Below are 26,942 nucleotides of genomic sequence, written 5' to 3' on the forward strand. Positions count from 1 at the left end.
TTAATAGAAAAATAGTTTACTTCGTGATAGTCTAAGGCTATATGTTGGCATTGTTTATTTGGACTTAAGTTTATGGTCACCTCAACCAAGTCAGTTACCTACACGCAGTTTCGCTACTTTGTGGCACTGGCGCGGGAACTAAGTTATCGTCGCGCGGCGCAGGTATTGGGCATAAGTCAGCCAACCCTGACCTCACAAATTAACGTGCTGGAGAAAAGTCTCGGTATATCACTGTTTGAACGGTCCCGCAGTGGCACACTGCTTTCGCCGGAAGGCCGGGCCTTGTTGCCGCTGGCAGAAGATGTGCTGCAGTCGTCCATTCGGTTTGAAGAGAAAGCCCGGGACATTGCCGGTGGTAACCAAACTACCTACCGGCTCGGGGTGCCGCCAACATTAGGGCCGTATTTGCTGCCATTTATATTGCCGCAGTTACATAAAAGGTACGCCAAGCTAAAGTTCTATGTGCGAGAAGCCGCGCCCACGCAACTGGTGCAGGGCCTGTTCGATGGACATTTTGATATCATTATCTCGCCGGGCTCCCAGGAATCCTCGCAACTGGTAGCCAGTAAACTGTTCATCGAACCCTTAAAATTTGTGGTGCCCAGCGACCACGCTTTATCCGGCCTTCGTTACATAGAGCCGGAGCAAATTCATGGCGAAACGGTATTAACGCTGGAAGAAGCTCACCATTTTCACCATCAGATCCATGAGATCTGTATGAAAATCGGCGCCCAGGTGACCCGGGATTACGAGGGCACGAGTTTAGATACACTCCGGCAAATGGTGGTTATGGGCATGGGCGTAGCATTTCTGCCGGGCCTTTATGTTCACTCTGAATTACATCAACCCGACGAACTGCATGTTTGTGAATTAAAATATACGCCAATTGAGCGTCAGCATAATCTGGTGTGGCGGAATACTGCGCCGGGGCGGGTGTTTTTCCGAGAGCTTGGCAATGAGATACGGCGCATCCTGTCCGATACCCTTGGTCATGCGGTTAGAGTAGACAGCTAATCAGTTCCACAACGGTAATCCATACGGTGAGTCGGCCAGGCCTACTGGCCGGTAATATTTACCGCGAACACCGCAGCATTTACCCTTCATTTTGCTCTTTGCGCTACCAATACCTGTAAGACGGTGCGTCGCGGTTCACTGCCGTTAATTCAACCATTTGATTTCCCAGCACTTTGGCAAACGGCCCGATGCTCCAGGCGATTGTGCATATATTTTGCGTAGCTCACCCGCCTATACAACCTTTATACAGGTGCGAGTCAGAGCTCGGTGAAAAGTATAAAAAATACGCTGATTAATCGTTTGTCACGTCAAATTAGTATAAAATTCATCTTAGCGTCATAAATTTTTCATATTGGTATGGGTTATCGTTAATGCAAGTAAAACGCTGGCTTGAGTTGTTCAGCCTGTTTATTGTATTGCCGCTGCTGTTTCTGGCCGGGGTAAAACAATTTGGTCCCTATCTGCTGGTATTGCTGGCGGGTGTTGGCGGCGTTTGTTTGTGGCTGCTGGTGTCTGATCAGAGTTTTAAACGGGTGCGGTTATGGAACTGGCAGGAAGGTAAACCTCATCTCAAAGCGTCGCTGCGCCTGTTTTTACCCTGGGCGCTGGCAACTGCAGCCATTGTGTACTTTTGGTTACCGGAGTCATTCCTGCAATGGCCAGCCGAACAAACCTCTCTGTGGCTGCTAACATTGCTGCTCTACCCGTTATTCTCGGTGATCCCGCAGGAAATTATCTACCGTACATTTTTCTTTCACCGCTATAAAGCCATTCTGCCCACCCATTCGCTGCGGCTGGGTGCGAGTACCTTTTTATTTGGTTTTGCCCATGCCATTTACGGTAACTGGCTGGCAGTAGCGCTGTCTGCGGTAGGCGGAGCCATGTTTGGTATGCGCTATCTGCAAAGCCGCTCCACAGCGGTGGTAGTTATTGAGCACTCTTTATGGGGCTGTTTTTTGTTTACCATCGGCCTGGGTTCCTACCTCTCGCTACAGCATACTGTGTAGCGATATTCCTTTAGCCGGGGGCTGTAGGGGATAAATGACAGCGCCCCAAAAAGCGCTGCCATAATTTCACATGGTCCTGCATAGCCCGCTGATAGGCGGCAAAACGAGTTTGCCGGGCGGTTATAAACGCTCGGAACGAATCGGGCAGCGCTTCTTCCTCGCGCCATTTATTTAGCAGCGGCGCAAACTGATAGTTAAAATCGTTGATATGACCGCCGAGGGGCTGGATCCGCTCAATGAAAAACAGGTAAAACACATTGCGTAAAATGTTTGCCTGCTCTGTGGCACTGCCATCGGGGCAGGCTGTGTTGGCAAGCAAGGGATCCAGCTGTGCGGTAAGAGTGGGTAAGCGCGTTGCTATCTGATGCTGAGCCTGCCATACCGAGGCAGGTAAGCGGGTAGCGCCAATCCCCTGCAGCTGTACTTCCAGACTCGCCTCTATATCGGCGCCGGGCGATAAGTAACTGTCGAGTTGCCGAAACAATGTGAGTTGGCCGGCAATGTCCAGGGTATCGGTAAACAGCTGAGCTGGCTGAGGCCGGCTGAAGGCGGCCCGGGTCTCGTCGCTGAGCACCAGCATATTGCTCCAGTGCTCAGGGTAGGCTGCCTGCTTGGCCACATACCAGTTTTCCATCGCAGCCAGCAACTCACTCGCTGTCTCATCGTTTTGTTGGCTCACAAAGGTTATGCAGTCTGCCAATGCCGCCAACAGCTGGCGTTCATACACCAGACGCTGAGAATAATGCTGTATTTTGCCCAGCGCCGTGTTGCGCTCGGCCACCAGGTTGCCCAGCTCACACTGCTGCAACTGATAAAAACGAGTCAGGTTAATGTCCAGCTGCGCCGGCGCTGAAAGCAGCAATTCACGCTGCGGATAGTCAGATGCTGGTTGCACTTCAGCTGTAATTAGCCCGGTCTCCAGTACCCGGCTCAGCCGTTCGCTGTATTCGCTGATATCGTCGCTCACCTGATGCGGTGAACAAGCGGTTATACTCACCAATAACGCGAGGGAATATAGCATCCCCCTGGCACGGTGCTGCCAGCCAGATTCCTGCAATGAACTGCCCTTAAAGTAATTGTTGATTCAGTTGTACGATGTCGTCCTGCGCGGCCTGCAGGTAATGACCGCCAAATAATACGGCATGATTAAGGATGTGGTAAAGCTGGTATAGCTTGCGCCGGCTCCGGTAACCCTCATCGAGCGGCCAGATAGCGTTGTACCCCTCGTAAAACGCGTCGGGCAGGCGGCCAAATAATTCGGTCATGGCGACGTCGGTTTCTCTGTCACCAAAGTAGACAGCCGGATCGAATAATACCGGCTGATGGTGATGAAAACCCAAATTACCGCTCCACAGATCGCCGTGTAATAAAGATGGCTGCGGCTGATAATCCTGCAGAAAATGGTAAATCTGCGTGGTACAGACATCAATGTTACACCACACATGGCCTTGCCGCGCCAGCAGTTCCAGCATGGCCCCGATGCGGCTTTCAGCAAAGAAGGTGGCCCAGCTGTCGGTGGCAGTATTCACCTGTACCGAGCGGCCTATGTAATTATCCCGGGGCCAGCCATATTCCGGGCCGCTGGTAGTGCGGTGTAAATGGGCCAGCTGTTTACCGCAGGTCAGCCAGTCTTCGCTGGCACTTTGCGACAGCTTTAAATACTGCATTACCAGGTACTCATGTACCTGATGATCTTCTTCCAGTACACCGTAACAAATCACTTTTGGGGTGCGAATACGGGCGGCATTGGCGAGCGCTTTTAAACCGTCGGCTTCGGCGTCCAGTTCGGTATTGTCTACCGAGGTCAGTGTGCGGTATTTAACAAAATAGCGCTGGCTGTCATCGCGAATAACCGCGCATTGGTGGGTGTCGCCTCCGGCTACCGGCTGACGGTTCTGACAGACAAATAAGTGGCCGGAGTGCTCACTGATTTGTTCGCTGATAAATTGCCACATGGTTGTATGCATCTTCACACTTTTCCTGAGTATGGAATATATTTGCCTGTTTGCCAGTTCCAGCCACGACGATCAGTGGTGTTTTCGGCGACATTAACTGTCTGAATCCGACAAACCGCTCAACATAACAAACGAGAGCGCTTGATTTAATGTACTTTTTTTGTCTTTATAACAAGTTACTACCATAACAATACGTTGTTTCTTCTTATGGCGCTTTCAACCAAGCAAGTAGGGCTGGGCCTCGGCCCGGCAGTTTTTCTGGGTATTTTACTGGGATTCAGTCCTGACAATCTGAGTCAGCAGGGCGTGGCTGTGCTGGCTGTTACCTTGTGGGTGGCAACCTGGTGGATCACCGAAGCCATACCGATTAGCGTAACGGCATTATTACCCATTGTACTGTTACCGCTGTTTGGCGGCGTAAATATCGCCGATGTCACGGCCTCTTATGGGCATAAATACATTTTCCTGTACATGGGTGGCTTTATTCTGGCGATTGCTATTGAGCGCTGGAACCTGCATCGGCGTATCGCCCTGAACATTATTTACTTCGTTGGCAATAACGTGCCACGAATTATTCTGGGTTTTATGTTGTCTACCGCTTTTTTGTCGATGTGGATTTCTAACACGGCCACTACGGTGATGATGTTACCCATAGGGGTGGCGGTGGCGAGCCAGTTTCTTGGCCATTCAGCATTAAATCCAAGGGAAGGTGAACAATTCAGTAAAGCACTGATGCTGGCAATTGCCTACTCGGCCTCTATTGGCGGAATGGCCACGCTTATCGGTACGCCGCCCAATCTGGTGTTAGCCGGTATCCTGCAGCAAATCTATGGCATAGATATTAGTTTTGCCACCTGGTTTATGTTTGGCTTTCCTATCAGCGTGGTGTTGCTAACCATTTGCTGGGTGTACCTCACCCGTTTTGCCTTTGCCTGCAAAGACAGTCAGTTCCCCGGTGGCCGCGAGGAAATTGCCAGGTTAAGGGATGAACTGGGTCCCATGACCTATGAGGAAAAGCTGGTGCTTACCGTGTTCGTTGGGACAGCGTTAATGTGGGTGTTCCGTTCTTATCTGCAACACTTTGTGTCGCAACTCGACGATACCATTATTGCCATTACCGGCGCGACCAGCCTATTTTTGTTTTCTTCAAAAAACAAACAACAGCCTATTATGACCTGGGAAGAAGCGGTGCGAATGCCCTGGGGAACGATTGTGCTGTTTGGCGGCGGCATCGCCATTGCCGGCGGTTTTCAAAAATCAGGGCTGGCAAATTGGATTGGACAGCATTTGATACTGCTTGAAGCCTTACCGCTGTTTTTGTTGGTGGCGATCTTAATTGCAGCGGTGAATTTTCTTACCGAAATCACCTCCAATCTCGCCACAACCACGGTTCTGTTGCCTATCCTGGCACCCATGGCGCTGGCTTTGGATGTCCATCCTTACACGCTGATGGTAGCGGTCACTGTGGCTGCTTCCTGTGCTTATATGTTGCCCGTGGCCACACCGCCCAATGCCATTGTGTTTGGTTCGGGATACCTGAAAATCGCGGATATGTTCAAAACCGGCATCTGGATGAACTTTATTTCGATTATTTTACTGTCCTTCGCCGTGTACTGGTTATTGCCAACACTGTGGGGCTTTGATCTCAATAAGTTTCCGGTATCTTTCATGAATACTGGCAGTTAACTCGGTGGGCTGTGTTGCCCATCCGCAGTGGCTGGCTGTATAATCCCGCGCTTCGTAACAGCGCGCGTTAATGAGGATGCAGTATGAGCACAGAGAACACAAAGCGTCTTAATAAGTTCATCAGTGACACCGGGTTTTGTTCTCGTCGTGAGGCCGATAAGCTGATTGAGCAAAAACGCGTCACCATTAACGACAAGTTACCGGAACTGGGTACCAAAGTGGCGCCGGGCGACGTAGTCAAAGTCAACGGTAAGCGCATTGGCGCTGTGGCTAAAGACAAATCTGATCGCGTGTACATTATGTACAACAAGCCCATCGGTATTACGTGCACTACTGAGCGCCATGTAAAAGGCAACATTATCGACGCCATTGGTCACAAACAACGGATTTTTCCGATTGGCCGGCTGGATAAACCGTCTGAAGGGCTAATCCTGCTCACCAGTGATGGCGATATTGTGAATAAAATCTTGCGTGCTGAAAATGCCCATGACAAAGAATATGAAGTCACGGTAAATCAGCCGATCAGTGAGCGCTTTTTACAAAAAATGGCCAAAGGCGTGCCCATTTTAGGCACAGTGACCAAACCCTGCAAAGTTTCTGCAAACGGCAAATATAAGTTTACTATCATCCTCACCCAGGGACTGAATCGGCAAATACGCCGTATGTGCGAATTCTTAGGTTACGAAGTGACTAAATTAAAACGTACGCGGATCATGAATATAGAGCTGAATAAGCTTAGACCTGGCCAGTGGCGTAATCTTACCGACAAAGAATTATCTACCTTGAATCAGGCACTTAAAGGTTCGCGTAAAACAGCAGGTTAGTATGTTTTAAGCGTATATTAAAAAAATTTACCCGGATTGCTCGTTTCTTCGTCTTTGTATCGAATCTATGATTGCATGTGCGGTTTGTCAGGTTATAATCCCCGGTAATCAACGGCTAATGCGCCCATCACGCACCCTTAGAGGTGTTTTTTTATGACCATTAAATGCACAAGTGGCACAGAGTAGGTGTCACCACTGTAAGGATATTTCATGCCAGTTATTACTCTTCCTGACGGAAGCAAGCGCTCCTTCGATAACCCTGTCTCAGTTTTAGATGTTGCCAACGATATCGGTCCTGGTCTGGCTAAAGCCACCGTTGCCGGTAAAGTGAATGGCGAGCTGGTGGATGCGGTTGATATCATTGAACACGATGCAGACTTACAGATCCTCACCGTTAAAGACGAAGAAGGTCTGGAAATCGTTCGTCACAGCTGCGCGCACTTATTAGGGCATGCGATTAAACAGCTCTATCCGGATGTTAAAATGGCCATTGGTCCGGTCATCGACAACGGCTTTTACTACGACGTGGATATGGAGCACTCGCTCACTCAGGAAGATATTCAGCAGCTCGAAAAGCGCATGCTGGAACTGGCCAAGACTAACTACGATGTAGTTAAGAAAACCGTTAGCTGGCAGGAAGCCCGTGATGCGTTTGTAGAGCGTCATGAACCGTACAAAATTGAAATCCTGGATGAAAACATCAGCCAGGATGATAAGCCAGGTTTGTATCACCACGAAGAATACGTGGATATGTGCCGTGGTCCTCACGTGCCAAATATGAAGTTTTGCCATCATTTTAAACTGATGAAAGTGGCCGGTGCCTACTGGCGTGGCAACAGCGACAATAAAATGCTGCAACGGGTTTACGGCACCGCCTGGGCAGATAAGAAACAGTTAAAAGCATACCTGACTCGCCTTGAAGAGGCGGAAAAACGCGATCACCGTAAAATTGGGAAAACGCTGGATCTGTGGCATTGGCAGGAAGAAGCGCCGGGCATGGTGTTCTGGCATAACGATGGCTGGTCGGTTTATACCGAGCTGGAAAAATTTGTTCGTGGCATGCTGCGTAAATATGCCTACGACGAGGTAAAAGGGCCATTAATGATGGACCGTACCCTGTGGGAAAAATCCGGACACTGGGACAAGTACGCCGAAAACATGTTCACCACCGAATCAGAAAAGCGTGAGTATGCTATTAAGCCTATGAACTGCCCGGGTCACGTACAAATCTTTAACCAGGGCCTTAAATCCTACCGCGATCTGCCGTTGCGTATGGCAGAGTTTGGTTGCTGTCACCGCAATGAACCCTCTGGCGCATTACACGGCCTGATGCGGGTACGCGGCTTTACCCAGGACGACGCACATATTTTCTGTACCGAAGAACAGATGCTCGATGAAGTGTGTAACTGTATCGACATGATTTATGATGCCTACGGCACATTCGGCTTTGAAAAAATCGAAGTGAAACTGTCTACCCGTCCGGAAAAACGAGTGGGTAGTGACGAAATCTGGGACAAAGCCGAAAAAGCCCTGGCCGATGCACTGCACAGCAAGAATATTGAATTTAAATATTTGCCGAGTGAGGGCGCGTTCTACGGTCCGAAAATCGAGTTTACTTTATACGACTGTCTGGATCGCGCATGGCAGTGCGGTACCGTGCAGGCCGACTTCTCCATGCCAGGCCGCTTAGGCTCGTCGTACGTGGCAGAAGACGGTGAGCGTAAAGTACCGGTAATGATTCACCGTGCGGTACTGGGTTCACTGGAACGCTTCATTGGTATTCTAACCGAAGAGTACGCCGGGCTATTCCCATTATGGCTTGCACCTAAGCAAATGGTGGTGATGAACATTACCGATAATCAGGCCGAATATGCCCAACAGGTGGTCGATTCTCTACAAGCGCAGGGCTTTAGAGTGAAGACCGACTTGAGAAATGAGAAGATTGGCTTTAAAATTCGTGAACATACGCTAAAACGCGTACCTTATATGCTGGTGGTTGGCGATAAAGAAATGGAAGCAGGCAAGGTTGCTGTGCGCTCCCGTCGTGGTGAAGATTTAGGCAGTATGCCTGTGGAAGACTTTATTGCGTTAGCGAATGAAGAAATCGCTGGAAAAATCATCAAATAACGGTATACTCGCGCATCTGATTATGCAGCGTGGCTGTCGTTGTATTATACATATAAGCAAGTGTCTGATTTCCATATAACTTGTTGAAAACAGGGAATCAGGTAAAGATTAAAGTAGTTGGAGGAATAGCACATTAAAGGCGCTAACAATAAGGCTCAGGGTGATAAAGCCCGGATTAACGATGAAATTACTGCAAGAGAAGTGCGCTTAATTGGCGCTGATGGAAGCCAGTTAGGCGTTGTTTCGATAAGCGAAGCAATGAGTTCTGCCGAAGCAGCAAGTTTAGATCTTGTTGAAATTAGTCCGAACGCTGAGCCGCCAGTCTGTAAAGTTATGGACTACGGTAAGTTCCTCTTCGAAAAATCGAAGGCTCAGAAAGAGCAAAAGAAAAAACAGAAGCAAATTCAGGTCAAGGAGATTAAATTTCGCCCTGGCACTGATGAAGGCGATTACCAGGTAAAACTGCGCAACCTGCGTCGCTTTCTGGAAGGTGGCGATAAAGCCAAAGTCACGATCCGTTTCCGCGGACGTGAAATGGCTCACCAAGAGATTGGCATTGAACTTTTAAACCGCGTTAAAGGCGATTTGGAAGACATTGCTAACTGCGAGTCTTTCCCACGTCGTGTGGAAGGCCGTCAGATGATCATGGTGCTCGCCCCAATTAAGAAGTAGTAGTGGTCTAAAGTTTTTGGGAATCTGCACCCCAAAACACCCTGCTGCAAACATTAACTGGCTATAAAGGTGACTGCACACCGATAATTAGCCACCCTAAACAATGCGGAGTTTTAGCAATGCCTAAAATGAAAACTGTTAGTGGTGCTGCCAAACGTTTCAAGAAAACGGGCTCAGGCCGCTTTAAAAGCAAACAGTCTCACTTACGTCACATTCTGACTAAGAAGAGCTCTAAGCGTAAACGTCACCTGCGTGGCAAAAAACTGGTTCATGACTCTGATACTAAATTAGTTCAGCGCATGCTGCCTTACGTTTAATCGAGGAGACTGAATAATGGCAAGAGTTAAACGCGGCACTATTGCACGTGCACGTCACAAAAAAGTTTTAAAACAAGCTAAAGGTTATTACGGTGCTCGTTCACGCGTTTATCGCGTAGCGGTACAGGCTGTAACTAAAGCTGGTCAATATGCTTATCGTGATCGTCGTCAGCGTAAGCGTCAATTCCGTCAACTGTGGATTGCACGTATCAATGCTGCGGCTCGTCAAAACGGTATGTCATACAGCCGTTTCATTAACGGTCTGAAAAAAGCGTCTGTCGAAATCGATCGTAAGATCCTTGCCGACATCGCAGTTCATGACAAAGCGGCTTTCAGCGCATTAGTCGACGCGGCTAAAGGCGCATTAGCTTAATTATTAACTAATTAAGTTTAAGTTCTTTCGGAAAACGGCGAGCAGGATGCTCGCCGTTTTTCGTTTCTGCAATGAAGATTCCACAGCTGGTACACTTGACCACAAAAATCAAAACCGGCAATACTAGCACTTCAGCTATATAGAAGCTGGCCACTGCAATAACAGCGATCAAATTGTCTGGTACGCGGCTTGCCGTACTATCACTATAAGTTAGAAGGATTTAACCATGGTCTATCTGGAAATTACCGGCCTTATTCTCTTTATCGTCTTAATGACCCTGGGCTACAGAAAAAACAACCGCAATATGATGCTGATATCTGCCTTATGCCTGCTAATCGGGCTGGCTGCTCCTGAATTTATCAGTGGCTTTATTGAAGGCTTTAATGCCGTCAGGCAGGCCGCGTAGTTTTTAAGCCCGCAATTAAAAATCGCTTTCTTACGAAAAAGCACAGGCGCACTAACCGCTGCTCAAAAGAGGTGGTTGCTGCATGGCTGCTGGCCTGTCTTATCACCGCAACGCTTTTCTAACTTGCTGATTATTATATTGTATTAATAAAACCTTCACCTATTTGTCATGTGGCTTTCACCGCATTTTCACACCTTGTGTTCAAGCTATGCGCGCAAATTTAATCCGGGTACAGCACTCAGGCCGCTGTATTCATGCACACACAAGATGGAAAAAATAATGCAAAAAGAACTATTTCGCGGTATTCGTTACTCTGCGCTGGCGCTTGCCATTGCAATGGGGTTATCAGCTTGTTCACTGGACGGTGATGACGGTGTTGATGGCGCAACGGGTGCTGAAGGCCCACAGGGCGCACCAGGCGAACAAGGCCCGCAGGGAGAGAGCGGCGATTCTGTAGGTAAATTAACCCGTATCGCTACCGTACCACTGGGTGCTGAAGTCACCGGTATCTTTTTGACTGACGAGGGCGATCTGTTCTTTAACGTGCAGCACCCGTCGGGCACCAATACTGCTACTAACAGCATTAACAGCATGCCAATCAATACCGGTACTGTAGGTGTACTAGCCGGCGTTAACTTTAATAATCTGCCAGCTACTTTACCGGATTCACCGGTACCAGCATCGGAAGAAGAAAAGCAACTGGTCACCACTGCGATTGGTCAGTATCAGGTGTTAGGTCAGACTGGTGACACTTACAACGGTGATCTGCCTGAAGGTCTGGGCCACATCTATACCCTTGATGGCGGAACGTTGGTGCTGGAAAACGATATGCCTGACTTTAACGGCTTCCTGCCAACGGGCGATGGCCAGGGCTTCCTGTTTTCTAACTGGGAAGAGCTGCCAGGTGGCATGAGCCGTATGCAGATCGAACGTGATGAACAGGGCATGTGGACAGTTACCGATGTCATGATGCTCGACTTCTCACCAGTATGGGGCACCGCCGCTAACTGCTTTGGTTCAATGTCACCGTGGGGTACACCACTGACATCAGAAGAGTGGGTAGTTGATTCAACTGTCGACAGCACCACTGATGCCAGCTGGAATGATCCCAATGAAGTGGCTACCAACGCACGTATCGGCCGCATGTGGGAAATGACCGCACCAGATGTACCAAACCCGTATAACTATGGTTACATTGCTGAAGTCACTGAGCCTGCTGCCGACGAGCCGGTGATTGTGAAGCACTTTGCGATGGGCCGTTATGAGCACGAAAACTCAACGGTAATGCCTGATGGCCGCACTGTGTATCTGTCTCAGGACGATACCGGCGGCGTGCTGTTCAAGTTTGTTGCTGATGTAGCTGAAGATTTAAGCGCCGGTACCTTATATGGTGCGAAACTGACTCAGGATGTGGGCCAGAACGATCCGGCTACCACTGGCTTTGATGTTGAGTGGGTAGAGCTGGCCAGTGGCGACAACCTGACCATCCGTGCCTGGATTGATGAGTACAATGGTATCGGCACCGACGATTATGTTGATGGCGAAAGCTCTTATATCACGCTGGCTGATGTTGCCGCCTGGGCCAACGGCGGTGGTAAAGTGACTGCCGGTCAGCCAATGGATGACCGTGTGGCGTTCCTTGAGTCACGTGCGGCGGCGAAAGCCATGGGCGCAACGGCAGAATGGCGTAAGCTGGAAGGTATTTCAATCAATCAGAAGCGCGCTCAGGAAGCCGTTGAGGGTGTAGATACTATCGAAGGTGAAATCGTTACTGATGCTTACCTGTATATCGGCATTGCCGACATCGATAACACCATGGTTGACGGCGAAGGCGACATGCAGTTGTCTACCCGCGTTAAAGACTGTGGTGGGGTATACCGTGCTCGTCTTGGCGAAAACTACAATATCTCTCGCATCGAACCTGTGGTAATGGGTTCTACTTACCGTTCGAGCCTGACCGGTGCAGAGCGTTGTGATGTGGATCAGCTGTCCCAGCCGGATAACGTTATCGTAATGAACGATGGCCGTATTCTGATTGGTGAAGATGGCTTCCAGGAAAACAATACCCTGTGGATGTATGAGCCAGCTCAGAAGTAAGTAACACCCTTTCCATTTTGTCCGGGTGCCTGGCACCCGGATTTTTGCGTTGTGCGCCGGGCATGGCGCGTAGTGCGAAAGCACTGTTCGATTCATTGTGGTGGTGAGTCGATGACTTGGAGGTGAAAGTCCTCTGCACACCCGGCAAGGGGAAGTGCTAGCCGAACGGCAAGGGTGTTCATCGCGAGGTGAAATCTGAAGGAAGCCGAAGGCAAAATGCTGGCCTGACGAACAGGAAGCGGTTTAGGCGTTGTTGCAGGGTGAGGTGGCGATTATCACTAAAGCCCAATACTTGCACGGAATGCAGCAACGTAAAGCCGACAGGCATAAGCAGGAAGGTCGCGCGAATTACCCCGGGAGGTCTGGTGTTCTGCCTCTGATTTTTTTTTAAACAGTGTGCTACTGACATCGAGAGATGTTGGGATGGGATATCAGAAGTCAGCCGAGGCCGTAGTAGTGCTAGTAAACCGATAGCATGAAGGGCTGAACATAATTAACCGTGATTAGGACACTGTTACTCGATGTCGATTAATGATGCACAAGCGCAGAATACTGCGGCCAGTGAGTGCGATGACGGGCGGTACCCGTCGGGATACGCCACGGGTGCTGAAATTGACACGGCGGTCAGTGGGCGAACGAAAGCGGAACCATCGGTGACGATGGAAGCAGTGACAGACCGAGCCAATATGATGTTGGCCTATCAGCGGGTGGTGGAGAATAAAGGCGCAGCGGGTGTAGATAACCTGAGCACGCTGGATTTAAAACCGTGGCTGAAACAGCACTGGCAAGGTGTGAAGGTATCACTGACAGAGGGCAGCTATCTGCCACGGGCCATCCGTAAAGCGGATATCCCGAAACCGAATGGCGACGTCAGGACGTTAGGCGTCCCAACGGTGGTAGACAGACTCATCCAGCAAGCGATAGCACAACGGCTAAGTCCGTTGGTGGAACCGCACTTCTCCCATTCCAGCTACGGATTCAGACGAAACCGCAATGCATGGCAAGCCGTGCAACAAGCACAGCAATACATACGTAGCGGAAAACGGTGGGTCGTAGACATAGATTTGGAGAAGTTCTTCGACCGGGTAGACCATGACATTTTAATGTCGAAACTGGCGAACCTGATAGAAGATAAACGGCTGTTGAAACTCATCCGCCGCTTCCTTGAAGTGGAAATGATGGACAACGGCCAGCGAGTAACACGGGACAGAGGCATGCCACAAGGCGGCCCACTATCACCATTGCTATCAAACATCCTGCTGGATAGCTTAGACAAGGAATTAGAGCGACGAGGCCATAGCTTCTGCCGCTATGCCGATGACTGCAATATTTACGTGAGCAGTCAGAAAGCAGGCGAGAACCTACTGGCCGACATCACCGACTTCCTGTCAGAAGAGCTGAAGCTGCAAGTCAATGCCGATAAAAGCGCGGTAGCCCGGCCATGGGAACGTAAGTTCTTAGGCTATAGTTTTACCTGGCACAAAGAGAGCCGGGTGAAAATAGCTGCGCAAAGTGTAAATCGTTTCAAGGATAAAATCCGCGAAATGACCACCGGGCATTGTTCACGCTCAGTCAGTGAAACGATTAAAGCATTAACCCCAGTGCTTCGAGGTTGGATAAGCTACTTCCGCCTGACAAAAGTCAAAGGCGTGCTGGAGGAACTGGACGGTTGGATACGACGAAAACTCCGCTGTTTGCTATGGCGGCAATGGAAACGCGTATACACCCGGGTCAGAAACTTAATGAAGGCAGGCATTGACGAGAATCGGGCATGGTGGTCATCGACCAACCAACGAGGCGCATGGTGGAATGCGGGGGCTAGCCACATGAACCAAGCCTTCAGGAAAGGGTGGTTCGATAAAATGGGGCTGGTGTCACTGCTGGATTGTCACCGACAGTTCCAGTGTTAATATGAACCGCCGTGGTACGGAACCGTATGCCCGGTGGTGTGAGAGGACGGGAGTTGTAAAACTCCCTCCTACTCGATTATAAAACTATGAAAAAAACATCAATATCACTATCAACGGTAATACTGCTGAGCACCTTGCTTATCAGTGCCTGTAACGACGAAAGCGCGCTACAAAATAGCGCCCAAGACACGGATTATCCCTATTCGGAAGGGGATGACATCCCCGCACTTGCGTACATGGAGCACAATGAGGTGTATAACCCTGAGTCGGTTATTCCACCGCAGTGCTATACCAAAACCAACGGCAAAAATAACCCGTGTTACGCCTGCCACCAGAGTTACGATAAAAGCGAGAACCGGCCCAACCAGATGGGCGATGGTACCTTGCAGGGCAACTATGAATTTTCAGATGTAGGACTCACCAACAGCTGGAAAAACCTGTTTGTGGACCGTCGCGAGCTGATTGCTGATATCAGTGATAAAGCGATTCTGGACTATATCGGCGAGGATAACTATACCGCCAGCACTGAAAATGGCTTACCGGCTGAGATGCAGATTAAGCAACTCAGTTACCCCGATGAAGCCTTCGGTGAGCATGGCATTGCTAATGATGGTAGCGGCTGGGTAGCGTATAACTACAAGCCTTTCCCAAGCACGTTTTGGCCCACTAACGGCTCAACCGGCGATGCCATGATCCGTTTACCCGCCGCGTTTCAGCAGCGTCAGGGCGAGTATAGTGAAGATGTGTATCTGGCCAACCTGACGCTGCTGGAAATGGCCCTTAAAGATGTAAATACCCTGGCGGTGCCGCAACTTAATGAAATGGTTATCGGCATGGATTTAAATGGCGACGGCGCGCTCAGTGAGGCAGTCACTCACATTCAGCGTCAAAGTCATTTTGTTGGCGATGCCAGCAGTATTGAACTCAGCTATCAGCTTTATCCGCAGGGCACAGAGCTATTGCACACCGTGCGTTATATTGGGGTGGATGACGAGGGGCAAATTTACAATGCACCGCGCATGAAAGAAGTGCGCTACATGCAAAAAGCACTGTTTCGCAGCAAAGAGAGTCTGGCCTCGGCTTATTATGCGGAAGCCAAAGACAAAGCGTTTGAAAAGCTTCCGCAAACGCGTTATCTGGGCGAGGAAAAGGGCATTGATAACGGCTTTGGCTGGACACTGAATGCTTATATTGAGGATAAACAGGGGCAACTGCGCCCGCAGCATGAACAGGAGCTGGCTTTCTGTAATGGCTGTCATAAAACCGTGGGCTCAACCTTTGATCAGACTTTCTCCTTTGCCCGTAAGGTGTCTGGAGCCAAAGGCTGGGGTTACATCAATCTGCGCGAAATTGACGACGTGCCCAATATCAATGAGCAGGAAGGTGAATTTCTCACCTACATGAAGCGTGTTGGAGGCGGTGATGAATTCCGCCAGAACGCCGAAATGTTGGCACGCTGGTTTAACGCAGATGGTAAGCTAAACGAAGCAAAAGTAAAACAGGCTAACTCGGTGTATGAGCTTATTACCCCGAGCCCGGAGCGTGCCCTGGCGCTGAACAAAGCTTATCAGACCATCGTGAAGGAGCAGAGCTACCTGTTTGGCCGTGATGCCACCATCACCGAAGCGACTAACGTATTGAGCGAAATCGATGCCGAACAACCGCCGTTGTTACCGGAACATCGCTATCACTGGGATATGCGCCTCGACTGGTTTGCCGGGAATGAAAGCAAGGTGGCTGATAACCGTTAATCAGTAATGCTTAACCGGCTTAACGGCCGGTTAAGATGTAGCCATAGCCGTTAATGCCTGCCATAAAAACGTCGCCACTGGCCCCCGGGGGCGTTTCTTTTCCCTTACCAGGTTTATCTCGCCACGAATGGATGAGGTCACATCATCCAATACCAGTTGTATCAGCGTGCCCGCTTGCAGTTCTTCGGTAATGGTATTGTGCGGAATATAACCTCAGCCAGCCCCGCGCAATAACAGGCCCTTCTGGGTGGTTGTATCGTTGGTTCGAATGGTTGAGCTTGGCACCACGCCCATGACTTTTTCAATATTCAGATCAATATCAAAAGACTGTGGCATCAGTAACGGGATGTCCCTGAGCTGACTGGAGGACGTGGGCAAGCGGTTAAACTCTTTGAGCAGTCGCTGGTGGATAACGGCTACCACTTCGAAGCGGCCGAAGGGCTGGGTTTCAAAGCTGGCCAGTTCGTGAAACGAATGGGTCCAAGGGGAGACCGCGATATCCGCCGTACCATCGATGAGTCGCTGAATCGCTCCTAAGCGCTGCACCGCCGAAAGATATAACTCGGTTTGCGGAAATCGTTGTTGGGTGGTGATGATGGCGTCGAAAAAACTGTCCTGCTGGCATATAGTATCAAAAGCGAATTCGATTTTACTCTCATGGCCCTGTTTTAAATGAGAAGCAAGTGTGCCGATATCCTTTTCCTGACGTAACAGATAACGGCAATGGGGCAATAAACGTTGGCCGTCAGCGGTCAATTGCAATCGATTTGCCGTTTTTTTCAGCAAGGAAAGCTGTAATTCCTCCTGAAAACGTTTGATAGCAATGGATAAAGCCGGCTGGGTTTTGTGCAGTATTTCAGCCGCTCTGGCGATACTGCCGTGCTCTGCAACGGTAACAAACATGCGTAGCTGCTCTAGTGTCATAAATTAAATTTAAGTTTTTAGAGGCTGTTGATCTTTGAACATTATTTGTTCAGCAGTACATTGGTAGCCACATCATCATGAATGCCAATGCGACTGTACTGCTATAGTTTCGAGCTAGCTTGTCGTATCTTGTTGATATTGCCCGGTACCTTTTTATCCTCAAAAACGCGTTTTCAACAAGATGCCTATATCGATACAGGCACCAGTCCATATCGTCATTACCTAATTTGTTATTTCGTTTGCGTGGAATATTGGCATCTGCTCCACTTTCTTCTACGTAAGCTCTAAAAGCTTCACTGTCATAGCCTTTATCAGCACAAACAATATCGGCTTGTGGGGAGTTTATTATCAGACTTTGTGCATGTACGATGTCGTTCACTTGACCACCGGATAGTTCAAAATAAACGGGCAGGCCACCGCTATCTACCGCAAGGTGAATTTTCGTTGAGATACCACCTCGACTTTTTCCGATGGCCTCATCTTGTTTACCCGCTGCACCGCTACTATCCTGATGCGCTTTAACTATACTACCATCAAGAAACAACCATTCTGGGTCACCCTCGGAGGCTAAGCTTTCAAATAACTTTTGCAATATGCCTTTCTTCGACCATAAATTAAATCGTCGGTAGACCGTATTCCAGAGACCAAATTCAGATGGCAAATCCCGCCACTGAATGCCGGTACGCATTCGGTAAAGTATGCCCTCCAGGGTATTTCGGTGCTCATATTTGTTATAGACTCTGCCACTCTCCTTTAGCAGTACTTTTAGGATTTCCCACGCATCATCTGTTAACATCGTTCTTGGCATAGCAACATTACGGTTAATTATTTTTGGCGAAACAATTATACCTCGTTGCTATGCCGGCTGCTTTTCATACAAAGATCAACAACCTCTAGTAAAATAGATTAAATATTGGGTATACGGATTTAATGGTTGATGGGGCACCTTCACCCCATCAATCTGATACCACCCTCAGATGGTTGATAGATCGACTCCGTAGTTGAGTTCCTCTGCGAAGTCCGGCAGTCCGTAACCGATGGTTTTCTTGTAGAAAGGAGAGACCTTCGCAGTCGGTGCCTTCTTCTTGTGCTTCGTGGTGTAGAGCATTCGTGCCCGCATCACCTCGAAGGAGTAACCGCGCCCTTCACGGTTCTTGTCCTTGGCCAGTCGGTTGATGGACTCCGTGTAAGCGTTGGTGACGGGCATGTCCGTCTCGAAGTAGGTCATGGTCTCTTCGCGCCAGTTTCCCACTGCCCTGACCAGATCGCTCCAGACTTCCTTTTGGCCCTTCGGGATGGTGGCTATCCACTCGTCCAGGGCGGCTTCTGCCTGGAGCCGTGTGGTGGCGTCCCAGATGCCGTAGAAGCGCTCCTTGTGCTCGTAGGCGGCCAGCAGTTGCGGGAACGCGCCTGTCCAGGTCTCCATGATGAGGCGCTCCCGGTCTGAGACTTCGTGAGCGCGTTTCAGCAGGATTTTCCGGTCTCCCTTGAGAGTCCGGCTCTGGGACGGTTTCAGCTCCTTTCTGAGGCCCTTGCGCACTCTCTCTAGGGCATCGTTGGCCATGCGCACCACATGGAACTTATCGACCACGATACGGGCCTGTGGCAGCAAGGCCTTGACCGCTGCCCGGTAGGGGTTCCACATGTCCATGCTGACGATCTCGACCTTCTGCCGGTCTTTCAGCTTCATCAGGTAGTTGGTCACCACGTCCTGGCGGCGGGTGGCCAGCAGGTCGAGCAGGGTTCGCTCCTCAATGTTGGTCAGGATGCAGCGGTAGCGCTTGTTCAGGTATAGCTCGTCAATGCCCAGGATGCGGGGCGTCTCGAAGCGGTGCCAGCGCCCCAAGAACTCGGCGCGGGCGTCCGTTGAAGATGTCGCGTACCGTCTTCTCGTCCAGACCTGTCTGTGCCGCCACGAAGGTGTAGGGGTGGTTGAAGGATTCCTTCTCCACGTATCTCAGGCATCAATAGTGATATCACCGGCAGGTATGCACTGGCATGTCAAACATGCACCCTCATCAGAGGGTTCCACACCATTCAGATGCTGCACGTTCCCGGCAATCACCTTAGTTGAACAGCTTTCACATTGTCCAACACGACAACCACTAGGCATTTTAATCCCAAGTTTTTCTCCAAAATTCAGCAGAGTACCTTTATCCGTGGTCCAGATCTCTTCTCTTCCTGATTTTGCAAAAATTACTTTATGACGTAATGAGGGATCATTATTTATTTTTGTCGGAGAACGAAATATCTCGTAGAAAATAGCAAATGCAGGTACACCTCTCTCCTGAAGCCCTCGGGATATCGCATCCATCATAGGCTGCGGACCACACATGTAATAACGAGCATTATTCTCAATAAGATATGCCTCGACATCTCCCGCACCAACATAACCAGCTCTATCATAATCCAATCCTGGAATATCACAGTCGAGGGGCTGGTTGTAGATATTAATTACTTTAAGCCTGTCAATAGACGCATTTAGCTCCGCAATTCTTTTCTTAAACGCATGTAGCCTACTATTTTGATTAGCATAGAAAAGCCAGATTTCCGGACCTTCCGCTTGGGGGTTAATAGACTCCAGATAGGAAATGAATGGAGTAATTCCAATACCGCCAGCAAATATTACGACAGGCTGGACGGCATTGAGCGGGACAATGAAATTCCCCCCAGGAGGCGTAAGTTCAACATCCTTGCCTATCTGCAAATGCGTGTTTATGTAGGATGACATTATTCCTTCTACATATTCACCTTTCTCATCAGTCGCTTTCTGATGACGGACAGAAATGGAATAGGTTTTACGGTCATGAACAAACGCAGGGCCTGTCAGCGAATACGCCCGGGTAACGATCTCTTCAGAATCGCTCATCGGACAACAGCTAACAGTGATATGCTGGCCCGGTTCATAATCAGGTAAGTAGCCTTCACTATTCGATTGGAAGGTAACTGTCGTAACATTATCTGCTTCTTTTTTCAGTTCAATGACTTTGAATGTTTTACGACCTTCCCAGGGGCGTCTTATCAGCTCAAAATCATTCAAGCGGCGAATGCGGCAGCGGAATGAACGCAAAGGTAAAGCACCGCTGACTGGATCATAGCTATCACCGCTGATTAAGCTATTGTAATTGCTACTGTACTCACCTTTAACCGGGTATGAAGGTTTGCCAAAATCAGGACAAGCCTGCCACCACCCAAACTCAGCAATTACAGTTTCATGAGAGAGTTTGGCTTCCACTTTTGCTCTAAATCGAGCAAGACCTGCTCTCGTTTCAATTTCTACCCAATCCCCCGTCTTGATACCTTCTTCGTCAGCCAGAGCTGCCGAAATGTCTACCGTTGGATAAGGTGCTTTTTTTCGTAGGCTAGTCAGGCTTCGATGTTGGCTATGACAGAAGAATCCGCTTTTAACGGATGTCAGCATTAGTGGATAATCAGGATCGTTGCGCTGGTATTCTTGCGGCTGTACATACTCAGGTAAAGGATTGTAACCATAGCGATGAAGGATCTCAGAGTAAAACTCTGCACGTTTTGTTTCTGTATTGAAACCTGCCAGATATCCACTATTTGGGTCTCTGAAAGCATATTTTCTGACTTTATGCTCAAGCGGGATATCGTAACCTTCTGGCTTATTTCTGAGCATCTCAACAGTCAAACCTAATGGTTCTAGTTGATAATTCCAGGCTGCCTCAATATTGCCGTCGAAGAACGCTTCATTCATTCCTAACCGGCATGCAAGATCGAAAACAATCTCAAGGTCGGAACGGCTTTCACCGCGCGGAGAGACCATTTTTTTTCTCAACTGAATGTGGTCCTGAGCAGCAGCACTACTTTCAAACCCGGTTCTTAGGCCTTCGCGCTCCCAGGCAGTGTTTACTGGCAGAAGGATATCAGCATACTTTGATGTAGGCGTTTCAAACAAATCTACATGGGCATAAAACTCAAGTGCCTCAAGCGCCTGTTGTCCGAGAGAAGTATCACTTTGTGAAAGTAATATGTTGGCACCAAAGCCAATTAACCCGCGAATTTTATAGGGTGTACCTTCTAATACTGAATGCCAGATATCCTGAGAATGAACCCAACCTTGTGAAGGCGGCCCGATAGGCCTTTCTTCAAGACCTAATGCTTTATCCCATTGTGATTTTGGCATCAGTGTCGGTGAATTAACCACATTCACCGGGTGGCTGGCATAGATTCGATTACATCCTTCCTGATCGAAACAACCGGTTAAAGCATACAGTGTCGCAATCGCACGTTCTGTTTGGGTGGCATTAGTGTGTTGTGCCACTCCAGACCAGCTGTGGTAGGCGATTTTCTTGGCCCCGGCAATCAAACTCGCAGCGGCTTCAATTGATGCAACAGATACCCCGGTGATACGGCTTACGTTTTCTGGGTCATAATTAGCCAACATATCTTTAAAAGATGAAAACGCCGTTTGGCAGGAAATTTTTGCACCATCAGCTATTGCAACTTCAACATTACCCTCAAGTGCAGCTGTAGGCGTCAGCGTTTCTTCAGTTCGAGTCTCGGAATCGATAAATGTGACTTGCTGGTTGTGTTCGTCCCAAACTGTATAGCGATTACTGATGGCAAGTGGGTTAATATCTTTTTCCCGAAGAAAATAACCATTATCATTTCGAACCAACAAAGGACCATTAGTCCAGTTTCGAACAAACTCATGATTAAACAGGTTTCTTTCTACCAGGAGATGGCTTAACCCCAAAGCTAATGCACCGTCAGTTCCAGGATTGACATCAAGCCAGGCATTTGCTTCTTTCGCTAAAGGTGTCGGGCGAGGATCCACGACGATCAGTTTTGCACCGTTATTTCGACCAGTACCAATCGCGCTAGCCTGGGCAAGCCAAGTATTCGCGGGGTTATGCCCCCAAAGAAGGATAAGATCGGCATGGGAATAGTCAGCAACAGGGATGCCGCAGCCAAAGGTCCATCGATGTGCAACGTCTTTATGCCAGTTACATATTTCAGTTCCATAGCTGGTGTTTGGGCTGCCATAGATACGAACAAATCGCTCTAACCATTCAATTGCATCGCTGAGGGGGGTACCGCTTGGGCTCGTAAAACCGAAAGCGACAGATTCAGCTCCGTTCTCTCGTTTAAATTTTTCCAGTTGTCCGGCTATCGTTGACATAGCCTCTTCCCAACTTATACGTTTCCAGCCCGGGTTCTCGGCACCTTTAGGATGGGTTCTCTTCATCGGGTACAGAATTCTATTTGCGCTGTCCACCAGCTCAGGTGCCGCTTTGCCCTTCATACACATGGCCTTACCATTAGGATGTTCAGGGTTGGCCCGTACCTTGATCAGGTGGTCATTTGCTACTTCATTCAACGTCCCGCAACGCGAACGGCAAAGTGTGCAATATCCGGGAATAATATCTGACATTGTAAACCTCACTACTAAAAACAGTTAATATATTTTAAAAACCACATTGCTTAATATTATTTTGGTTTAAGTTAGCGTATATTGCCAGTGCCTACTATCAGGAGAGATAAAGTGAACCTAATGAGTCTGACTCGCAGCAGCCTGGTCGCTGCGCTGTTAATTGCGATTACCGGTTGCAGTGGTGAAGCACAAACCACCGCCGCCGAAAACCAAAATGATAAACTGGTGAAAACCATTACCTTAAGTAGTGTGGACCGCGGTGGTTACCGAGAGTTTCCTGCGGTGGTTGAAGCCAGTGAGGAAGCAACACTGGCTTTTCGCGTGTCAGGTGAGCTCAACTCACTGTATGTCACTGCCGGTCAGCATGTTGAAACCGGCGATACCATGGCCACACTGGATCCCACTGATTATCAGATAGCCGTGGATCAGGCTAAAGCCAATTACGATTTGGCCAAGGTGCAGTTTGATCGCGCTAAAACCCTGCTTGATAAACAACTGGCTTCTAAGGCCGGTTTTGACGAAGCGCAGGCGCAGCTAAAAGTAGCCGAGGCGACATTAAAGTCGGCCAGGACAAACCTCGCCTATACCGAATTACACGCGCCCTTTGCTGGTCAGGTTGCACAGCGCTTTGTAGAAAATTACGAAAGCATCACCGCCCAGCAACCGGTCTTTTCGTTGCAGAAAAATACCGTCGTGGATGTTGCTGTGCAGATTCCCGAAGACATGTTGTCGAATGTGGATAAAGACAGTCAGTATCAGCCGGAGGTTCGCTTTGATACTCACCCCGACCAGGTATTCCGAGCCAAGCTAAAAGAATACGATACCGACGCTGATGCCGCGACTAATACTTACAAAGTGGTATTTCAGCTGGCTCGCCCGGAAACCTTTAATGTGTTTCCCGGCATGTCGGCGACTGTCCGAGCGCAACTCGATCAGATCATGAAAGTGAAAAACGGCGGCTGGAACGTGCCCGCCGCGGCCATTTTTTCAGATGGCACCGGCGCAAGCGAGCAGAGCTACGTGTTTGTGGTGAATAACAGTAACCAACTGGAAAAACGCGCCGTTACCTTAGGTAGTATCACCGACGATGGTTTTGTGGTAACCGGCGGATTACAAAATGGCGAGCAAATTGTGGCCGCTGGCGTGCACCGCTTAAAGGCTGGTGAAACCATTCGGGTCTGGCATAAAGAGCGGGGGCTGTAAGGGTGAACATTGCCGGATATTTTGTTAAAAACCGCACCACGAGCTGGCTGGTCACGCTGATCCTGCTCATTGGCGGTACTGTTGCCTTTTTTGGCCTGGGCAGACTCGAAGATCCTCAGTTCACCATTAAAAAAGCCATGGTGATCACCCAGTATCCCGGAGCTTCGCCTACTCAGGTTGAAGAGGAAGTGACGTACCCCATCGAAAACGCCATTCAGGAATTACCATACGTCGACAATATCACGTCGATTTCTACGGCGGGCCAGTCGCAAATTACCGTAGAAATGAAAAGCATCTACCGCAAAGAGGCGTTGCGCGGGATTTGGGAAGAGATGCGTCGTAAAATAAACGACCTTACGCCATCTCTGCCATCCGGCGTTTACCCACCCAGGGTCATGGATGATTTTGCCGATGTGTACGGTATGTTGATAGCCATCAACGGGGAAGGGTACCAATACAAGGATATCAACGATTATGTGGATTACCTTAAGCGGGAGCTGATCCTGGTGGAAGGCGTTGGCAAGGTCACCGTGCAGGGTGAGCAACAGGAGCAGGTGTTTGTTGAAATTGCTCGTTCACAGATTGCCTCACTGGGGATAAGCCCCAGCCGCATCAGCGCGTTGCTGGTGAGCCAGAACCAGGTCTCAAATGCGGGTAAGGTCAAAATTGGTGACGAGTACATCCGTATCAATCCTACCGGCGAATTTGAATCCGTACAGGAGCTGGAAAACCTGCTGATTAGCCAGACCGGCGCCTCAGAGCGCATTTACTTAGGTGACGTAGCGCGTATTTACCGCGGCTACGAAGAAGTGCCGTCGAATCTTATCCATTACAACGGTGAGCAGTCCCTGTTGCTAGGCATATCCTTTGCCGATGGCGTTAACGTAGTGGATGTGGGCGAGCGCATTATGCAACGGCTAGAGGAGCTTGAATATATGCGCCCGGTCGGGATGCAAACCAGCTTTATCTACAATCAGCCCATCGAAGTGGATAACTCGGTGCAGGGGTTTATTCTTAACCTGGCCGAGGCCGTTGGCATTGTAATAGTCGTGCTGCTGCTTTTCATGGGCGTTAAATCCGGCCTGCTGATTGGCCTTATCCTGCTGTTAACCGTGCTCGGCAGCTTTATCTTTATGCAGCAAATGGAAATCAACCTCCAGCGTATATCGCTGGGCGCGCTGATCATTGCGCTGGGGATGCTAGTGGATAACGCCATTGTGGTGACCGAAGGCATACTCATTGCCATGAAAAGAGGCTACAGCAAAGCCCAGGCGGCTTCTTACGTGGTGAGTCAGAATATGTGGCCGCTTTTGGGGGCCACAGTCATTGCAATTATTGCCTTTGCGCCTATCGGGCTATCGAGTGATGCCACTGGTGAATTCGCCGGTAGTTTGTTCTGGGTATTGTTTGTCAGCTTATTGCTAAGCTGGGTGACCGCCATTACCCTCACGCCATTTTTTGCCTCGTTGCTGTTTAAAGATGCCGATAACGCCGGCGAAGATGAACTTAAAGGCAGCGAAGAGCTCTACAACGGCCTGATTTTCGATGTATTCAGCACCATTCTGCACGTTGCGCTTAAGTTTCGCGTGGTTACGGTAGTGGCCATGGTGGCCTTGCTGGTCAGTGCGGTGATTGCCTTTGGCAGTGTGAAACAGTCGTTTTTCCCGCCGTCGACCACGCCTATGTTCCTGGTGGATATCTGGCATAAGGCCGGTACTGACATTCGCGTGAATGCCGATAAAATTAATCATATCGAACAACACCTGTTAAACGAAGACGGTGTGGAAGAAGTCACTTCGACAGTCGGACAGGGCCTGACCCGCTTTATGCTCACTTACCAGACTGAGAAAAGTTATCCGACCTATGCACAACTGGTGATCCGGATGCGCGATGGCGAGGCCCTGGAAGCTCAGTTACCGCGTTTACGTGACTACATGGAAACGGAATTCGGCGAAGTCTTTTATAAGATCAAACGGCTGGAAATTGGCCCATCCACCGACGCTAAGATTGAAGCGCGCTTTAGTGGGCCGGAGCCAGCCGAACTGCGCCGTCTGGCCGAGGAAGCCAAAACGATTCTTGCAGCCGATAGCGGCGCGCGTAATATTCGCGATAACTGGCGTCAGCAAACCAAAGTGATCCGTCCTATCTTTAATGAAGCGGCCGCCCGCCGCGTGGGCATCAGTAAAGCCGATCTGGACAATCTGCTGTTAACCAGTTTCTCCGGCGCACAAATAGGCGTGTATCGCGATGGCACGGATTTATTGCCGATCATCAGCCGGCCACCGCCGCAGGAGCGCTTAACCGCCGATAACCTGGAAAACCTGCAAATATACTCGGCCACGGCGCAGCAGTATATTCCGGTAACGCAGGTGGTAAAACGCTTTGATGTCAGCTGGGAAGATCCCATCATCATGCGTCGCGACCGCAAGCGTACGCTAACGGTTATGGCCGATCACGACATTCTGGGGAATGAAACGGCGGCAAAATTATTTTCCCGGGTGCGAAGTCAGATAGAGGCTATTCCACTTCCGGATGGTTACGAACTGGAGTGGGGCGGTGAGTTTGAAGCCTCCAGTAAAGCACAGAAAGCCATTTTTGGTTCGTTACCGATAGGTTATCTCATCATGTTTATTACCACAGTGCTGCTGTTTGCTTCCGCCCGCATTGCCGGCATTATCTGGGCCTGTATTCCGCTGGCATTGATTGGCGTTAGCTATGGGTTGCTGATCACCGGTGCACCTTTTGGCTTTATGGCTTTGCTGGGCTTTTTGAGCCTGTCGGGCATGATCATCAAAAACGGTATTGTCTTAGTTGAGCAGGTGAAGCTGGAACTGGAAGAGGGCAAAGCGCCTTACTCTGCGCTGTTTCACGCTACACTCAGTCGGGTGAGACCGGTTTGTATGGCGGCGATTACCACCATCCTGGGGATGATCCCGCTGTTATTTGATGACTTCTTTGCCAGCATGGCGGTGGTGATCATGTTTGGATTAGGCTTTGCCACGTTGCTGACGCTGGTGTTTGTACCGGTGCTCTACAGTCTGGTGTTTAAAATTCAAAAATAGCCAGCCGGCAGGTTGCATTCGCAACCTGCCTTGTAACTCTTGCACTAACAGCCTGTAAGAGTTTTCTATGATGGTTTCATTCTTGTTACCGTAATTCTTAATATGTTGAAATATATAAATTTAATTGTTGGTACAACTCTCGCATTAGTTCTTGTGTTGTTTTCATACGCGCATCAGTTTTTCAACGCTTGCGCAATTTTTCATAGACAAGGAGCA

The 26,942-nt window shown here is 49.4% G+C and carries 19 protein-coding genes and 1 pseudogene; 14 read left to right on the forward strand and 6 right to left on the reverse strand.

Annotation, left to right across the window (positions count from 1 at the left end; all coding sequences use genetic code 11):
- The first annotated feature begins 72 nt into the window (after positions 1-72).
- On the forward strand, positions 73-1,014 hold the full coding sequence (locus tag AC566Q_RS09880; protein ID WP_499616256.1) for a hydrogen peroxide-inducible genes activator: 942 nt from the start codon (positions 73-75) through the stop codon (positions 1,012-1,014).
- Positions 1,015-1,385: 371 nt separating this feature from the next.
- Positions 1,386-2,021 (forward strand): CPBP family intramembrane glutamic endopeptidase, encoded by a 636-nt coding sequence (locus AC566Q_RS09885; RefSeq protein WP_499616260.1) that lies wholly within the window; start codon positions 1,386-1,388, stop codon positions 2,019-2,021.
- A 10-nt stretch (positions 2,022-2,031) separates the two neighbouring features.
- Here the strand turns inward: AC566Q_RS09885 and AC566Q_RS09890 are convergent, their stop codons facing one another.
- Together AC566Q_RS09890 and AC566Q_RS09895 are read right to left on the reverse strand one after the other, a co-directional pair.
- Positions 2,032-3,078, reverse strand: a complete 1,047-nt coding sequence (locus tag AC566Q_RS09890) for a DUF3080 family protein (protein ID WP_499616263.1) — start codon at positions 3,076-3,078, stop codon at positions 2,032-2,034.
- A 10-nt stretch (positions 3,079-3,088) separates the two neighbouring features.
- Positions 3,089-3,988 (reverse strand): fructosamine kinase family protein, encoded by a 900-nt coding sequence (locus AC566Q_RS09895; protein WP_499617442.1) that lies wholly within the window; start codon positions 3,986-3,988, stop codon positions 3,089-3,091.
- A gap of 195 nt (positions 3,989-4,183) precedes the next feature.
- Between AC566Q_RS09895 and AC566Q_RS09900 the strand changes: the two genes are divergently transcribed.
- From AC566Q_RS09900 to AC566Q_RS09945, 10 genes are all read left to right on the forward strand, one after another.
- Entirely contained in the window at positions 4,184-5,662 is a 1,479-nt protein-coding gene (locus AC566Q_RS09900) for an SLC13 family permease (RefSeq protein WP_499616266.1), read from the forward strand.
- 83 nt (positions 5,663-5,745) lie between these two features.
- Positions 5,746-6,486 (forward strand): 23S rRNA pseudouridine(2604) synthase RluF, encoded by a 741-nt coding sequence (rluF, locus tag AC566Q_RS09905; protein WP_499616269.1) that lies wholly within the window; start codon positions 5,746-5,748, stop codon positions 6,484-6,486.
- Positions 6,487-6,696: 210 nt separating this feature from the next.
- Entirely contained in the window at positions 6,697-8,613 is a 1,917-nt protein-coding gene (gene thrS / locus AC566Q_RS09910; RefSeq protein ID WP_499616272.1) for a threonine--tRNA ligase, read from the forward strand.
- A gap of 132 nt (positions 8,614-8,745) precedes the next feature.
- Entirely contained in the window at positions 8,746-9,285 is a 540-nt protein-coding gene (infC, locus tag AC566Q_RS09915) for a translation initiation factor IF-3 (RefSeq protein ID WP_499617445.1), read from the forward strand.
- 119 nt (positions 9,286-9,404) lie between these two features.
- A complete protein-coding gene (gene rpmI, locus AC566Q_RS09920; RefSeq protein ID WP_012518091.1) occupies positions 9,405-9,602 on the forward strand; it encodes a 50S ribosomal protein L35 in 198 nt (65 codons plus the stop codon).
- A gap of 16 nt (positions 9,603-9,618) precedes the next feature.
- Positions 9,619-9,975: a 50S ribosomal protein L20 gene (gene rplT, locus AC566Q_RS09925; protein ID WP_070174515.1), complete on the forward strand. Its 357-nt coding sequence runs from the start codon at positions 9,619-9,621 to the stop codon at positions 9,973-9,975.
- Positions 9,976-10,201: 226 nt separating this feature from the next.
- Positions 10,202-10,381, forward strand: a complete 180-nt coding sequence (locus AC566Q_RS09930) for a hypothetical protein (protein WP_105936610.1) — start codon at positions 10,202-10,204, stop codon at positions 10,379-10,381.
- Between the two features lie 279 nt (positions 10,382-10,660).
- Complete coding sequence (locus AC566Q_RS09935; protein WP_499616276.1) at positions 10,661-12,478, forward strand: alkaline phosphatase PhoX; 1,818 nt, start codon at positions 10,661-10,663, stop codon at positions 12,476-12,478.
- Between the two features lie 521 nt (positions 12,479-12,999).
- A complete protein-coding gene (gene ltrA / locus AC566Q_RS09940; protein WP_499607873.1) occupies positions 13,000-14,388 on the forward strand; it encodes a group II intron reverse transcriptase/maturase in 1,389 nt (462 codons plus the stop codon).
- Between the two features lie 86 nt (positions 14,389-14,474).
- Complete coding sequence (locus AC566Q_RS09945) at positions 14,475-16,139, forward strand: Aq_1262 family (lipo)protein (RefSeq protein WP_499616279.1); 1,665 nt, start codon at positions 14,475-14,477, stop codon at positions 16,137-16,139.
- A 213-nt stretch (positions 16,140-16,352) separates the two neighbouring features.
- Here the strand turns inward: AC566Q_RS09945 and AC566Q_RS09950 are convergent, their stop codons facing one another.
- The 4 genes and pseudogenes from AC566Q_RS09950 to AC566Q_RS09965 all read right to left on the reverse strand — a co-directional run bounded on the left by AC566Q_RS09950 (position 16,353) and on the right by AC566Q_RS09965 (position 22,461).
- Positions 16,353-17,063 carry a LysR family transcriptional regulator gene (locus tag AC566Q_RS09950; protein WP_499616282.1) on the reverse strand — a complete coding sequence of 237 codons (711 nt, stop codon included), beginning with the start codon at positions 17,061-17,063 and terminating at the stop codon, positions 16,353-16,355.
- Positions 17,064-17,112: 49 nt separating this feature from the next.
- The gene (locus AC566Q_RS09955; protein ID WP_499616285.1) at positions 17,113-17,871 is read right to left on the reverse strand and encodes an IS5 family transposase; all 759 of its coding nucleotides are present in this window, start codon (positions 17,869-17,871) and stop codon (positions 17,113-17,115) included.
- Positions 17,872-18,036: 165 nt separating this feature from the next.
- Positions 18,037-19,018, reverse strand: a pseudogene (locus AC566Q_RS09960) (ISL3-like element ISPst2 family transposase); the annotation flags it as partial.
- Positions 19,019-19,020: 2 nt separating this feature from the next.
- On the reverse strand, positions 19,021-22,461 hold the full coding sequence (locus AC566Q_RS09965; protein WP_023302365.1) for a molybdopterin-dependent oxidoreductase: 3,441 nt from the start codon (positions 22,459-22,461) through the stop codon (positions 19,021-19,023).
- A gap of 120 nt (positions 22,462-22,581) precedes the next feature.
- Between AC566Q_RS09965 and AC566Q_RS09970 the strand changes: the two genes are divergently transcribed.
- Positions 22,582-23,664 carry an efflux RND transporter periplasmic adaptor subunit gene (locus AC566Q_RS09970; protein WP_499617447.1) on the forward strand — a complete coding sequence of 361 codons (1,083 nt, stop codon included), beginning with the start codon at positions 22,582-22,584 and terminating at the stop codon, positions 23,662-23,664.
- Between the two features lie 2 nt (positions 23,665-23,666).
- Positions 23,667-26,726 (forward strand): efflux RND transporter permease subunit, encoded by a 3,060-nt coding sequence (locus AC566Q_RS09975; protein ID WP_499616288.1) that lies wholly within the window; start codon positions 23,667-23,669, stop codon positions 26,724-26,726.
- The last annotated feature ends 216 nt before the right edge of the window (positions 26,727-26,942 follow it).

It is taken from the genome of Alteromonas sp. H02, from assembly GCF_059682525.1.

Excerpts from the sequence above, each read along its gene's own strand:
- AC566Q_RS09880 (WP_499616256.1), top strand. The coding sequence starts at position 73 with ATGGTCACCTCAACCAAGTCAGTTACCTACACGCAGTTTCGCTACTTT.
- AC566Q_RS09885 (WP_499616260.1), top strand. The coding sequence starts at position 1,386 with ATGCAAGTAAAACGCTGGCTTGAGTTGTTCAGCCTGTTTATTGTATTG.
- AC566Q_RS09895 (WP_499617442.1), bottom strand. The coding sequence starts at position 3,988 with ATGCATACAACCATGTGGCAATTTATCAGCGAACAAATCAGTGAGCAC.
- AC566Q_RS09900 (WP_499616266.1), top strand. The coding sequence starts at position 4,184 with ATGGCGCTTTCAACCAAGCAAGTAGGGCTGGGCCTCGGCCCGGCAGTT.
- rluF (WP_499616269.1), top strand. The coding sequence starts at position 5,746 with ATGAGCACAGAGAACACAAAGCGTCTTAATAAGTTCATCAGTGACACC.
- thrS (WP_499616272.1), top strand. The coding sequence starts at position 6,697 with ATGCCAGTTATTACTCTTCCTGACGGAAGCAAGCGCTCCTTCGATAAC.
- rpmI (WP_012518091.1), top strand. The coding sequence starts at position 9,405 with ATGCCTAAAATGAAAACTGTTAGTGGTGCTGCCAAACGTTTCAAGAAA.
- rplT (WP_070174515.1), top strand. The coding sequence starts at position 9,619 with ATGGCAAGAGTTAAACGCGGCACTATTGCACGTGCACGTCACAAAAAA.
- AC566Q_RS09930 (WP_105936610.1), top strand. The coding sequence starts at position 10,202 with ATGGTCTATCTGGAAATTACCGGCCTTATTCTCTTTATCGTCTTAATG.
- AC566Q_RS09935 (WP_499616276.1), top strand. The coding sequence starts at position 10,661 with ATGCAAAAAGAACTATTTCGCGGTATTCGTTACTCTGCGCTGGCGCTT.
- ltrA (WP_499607873.1), top strand. The coding sequence starts at position 13,000 with ATGTCGATTAATGATGCACAAGCGCAGAATACTGCGGCCAGTGAGTGC.
- AC566Q_RS09945 (WP_499616279.1), top strand. The coding sequence starts at position 14,475 with ATGAAAAAAACATCAATATCACTATCAACGGTAATACTGCTGAGCACC.
- AC566Q_RS09950 (WP_499616282.1), bottom strand. The coding sequence starts at position 17,063 with ATGACACTAGAGCAGCTACGCATGTTTGTTACCGTTGCAGAGCACGGC.
- AC566Q_RS09955 (WP_499616285.1), bottom strand. The coding sequence starts at position 17,871 with ATGCCAAGAACGATGTTAACAGATGATGCGTGGGAAATCCTAAAAGTA.
- AC566Q_RS09965 (WP_023302365.1), bottom strand. The coding sequence starts at position 22,461 with ATGTCAGATATTATTCCCGGATATTGCACACTTTGCCGTTCGCGTTGC.
- AC566Q_RS09970 (WP_499617447.1), top strand. The coding sequence starts at position 22,582 with ATGAGTCTGACTCGCAGCAGCCTGGTCGCTGCGCTGTTAATTGCGATT.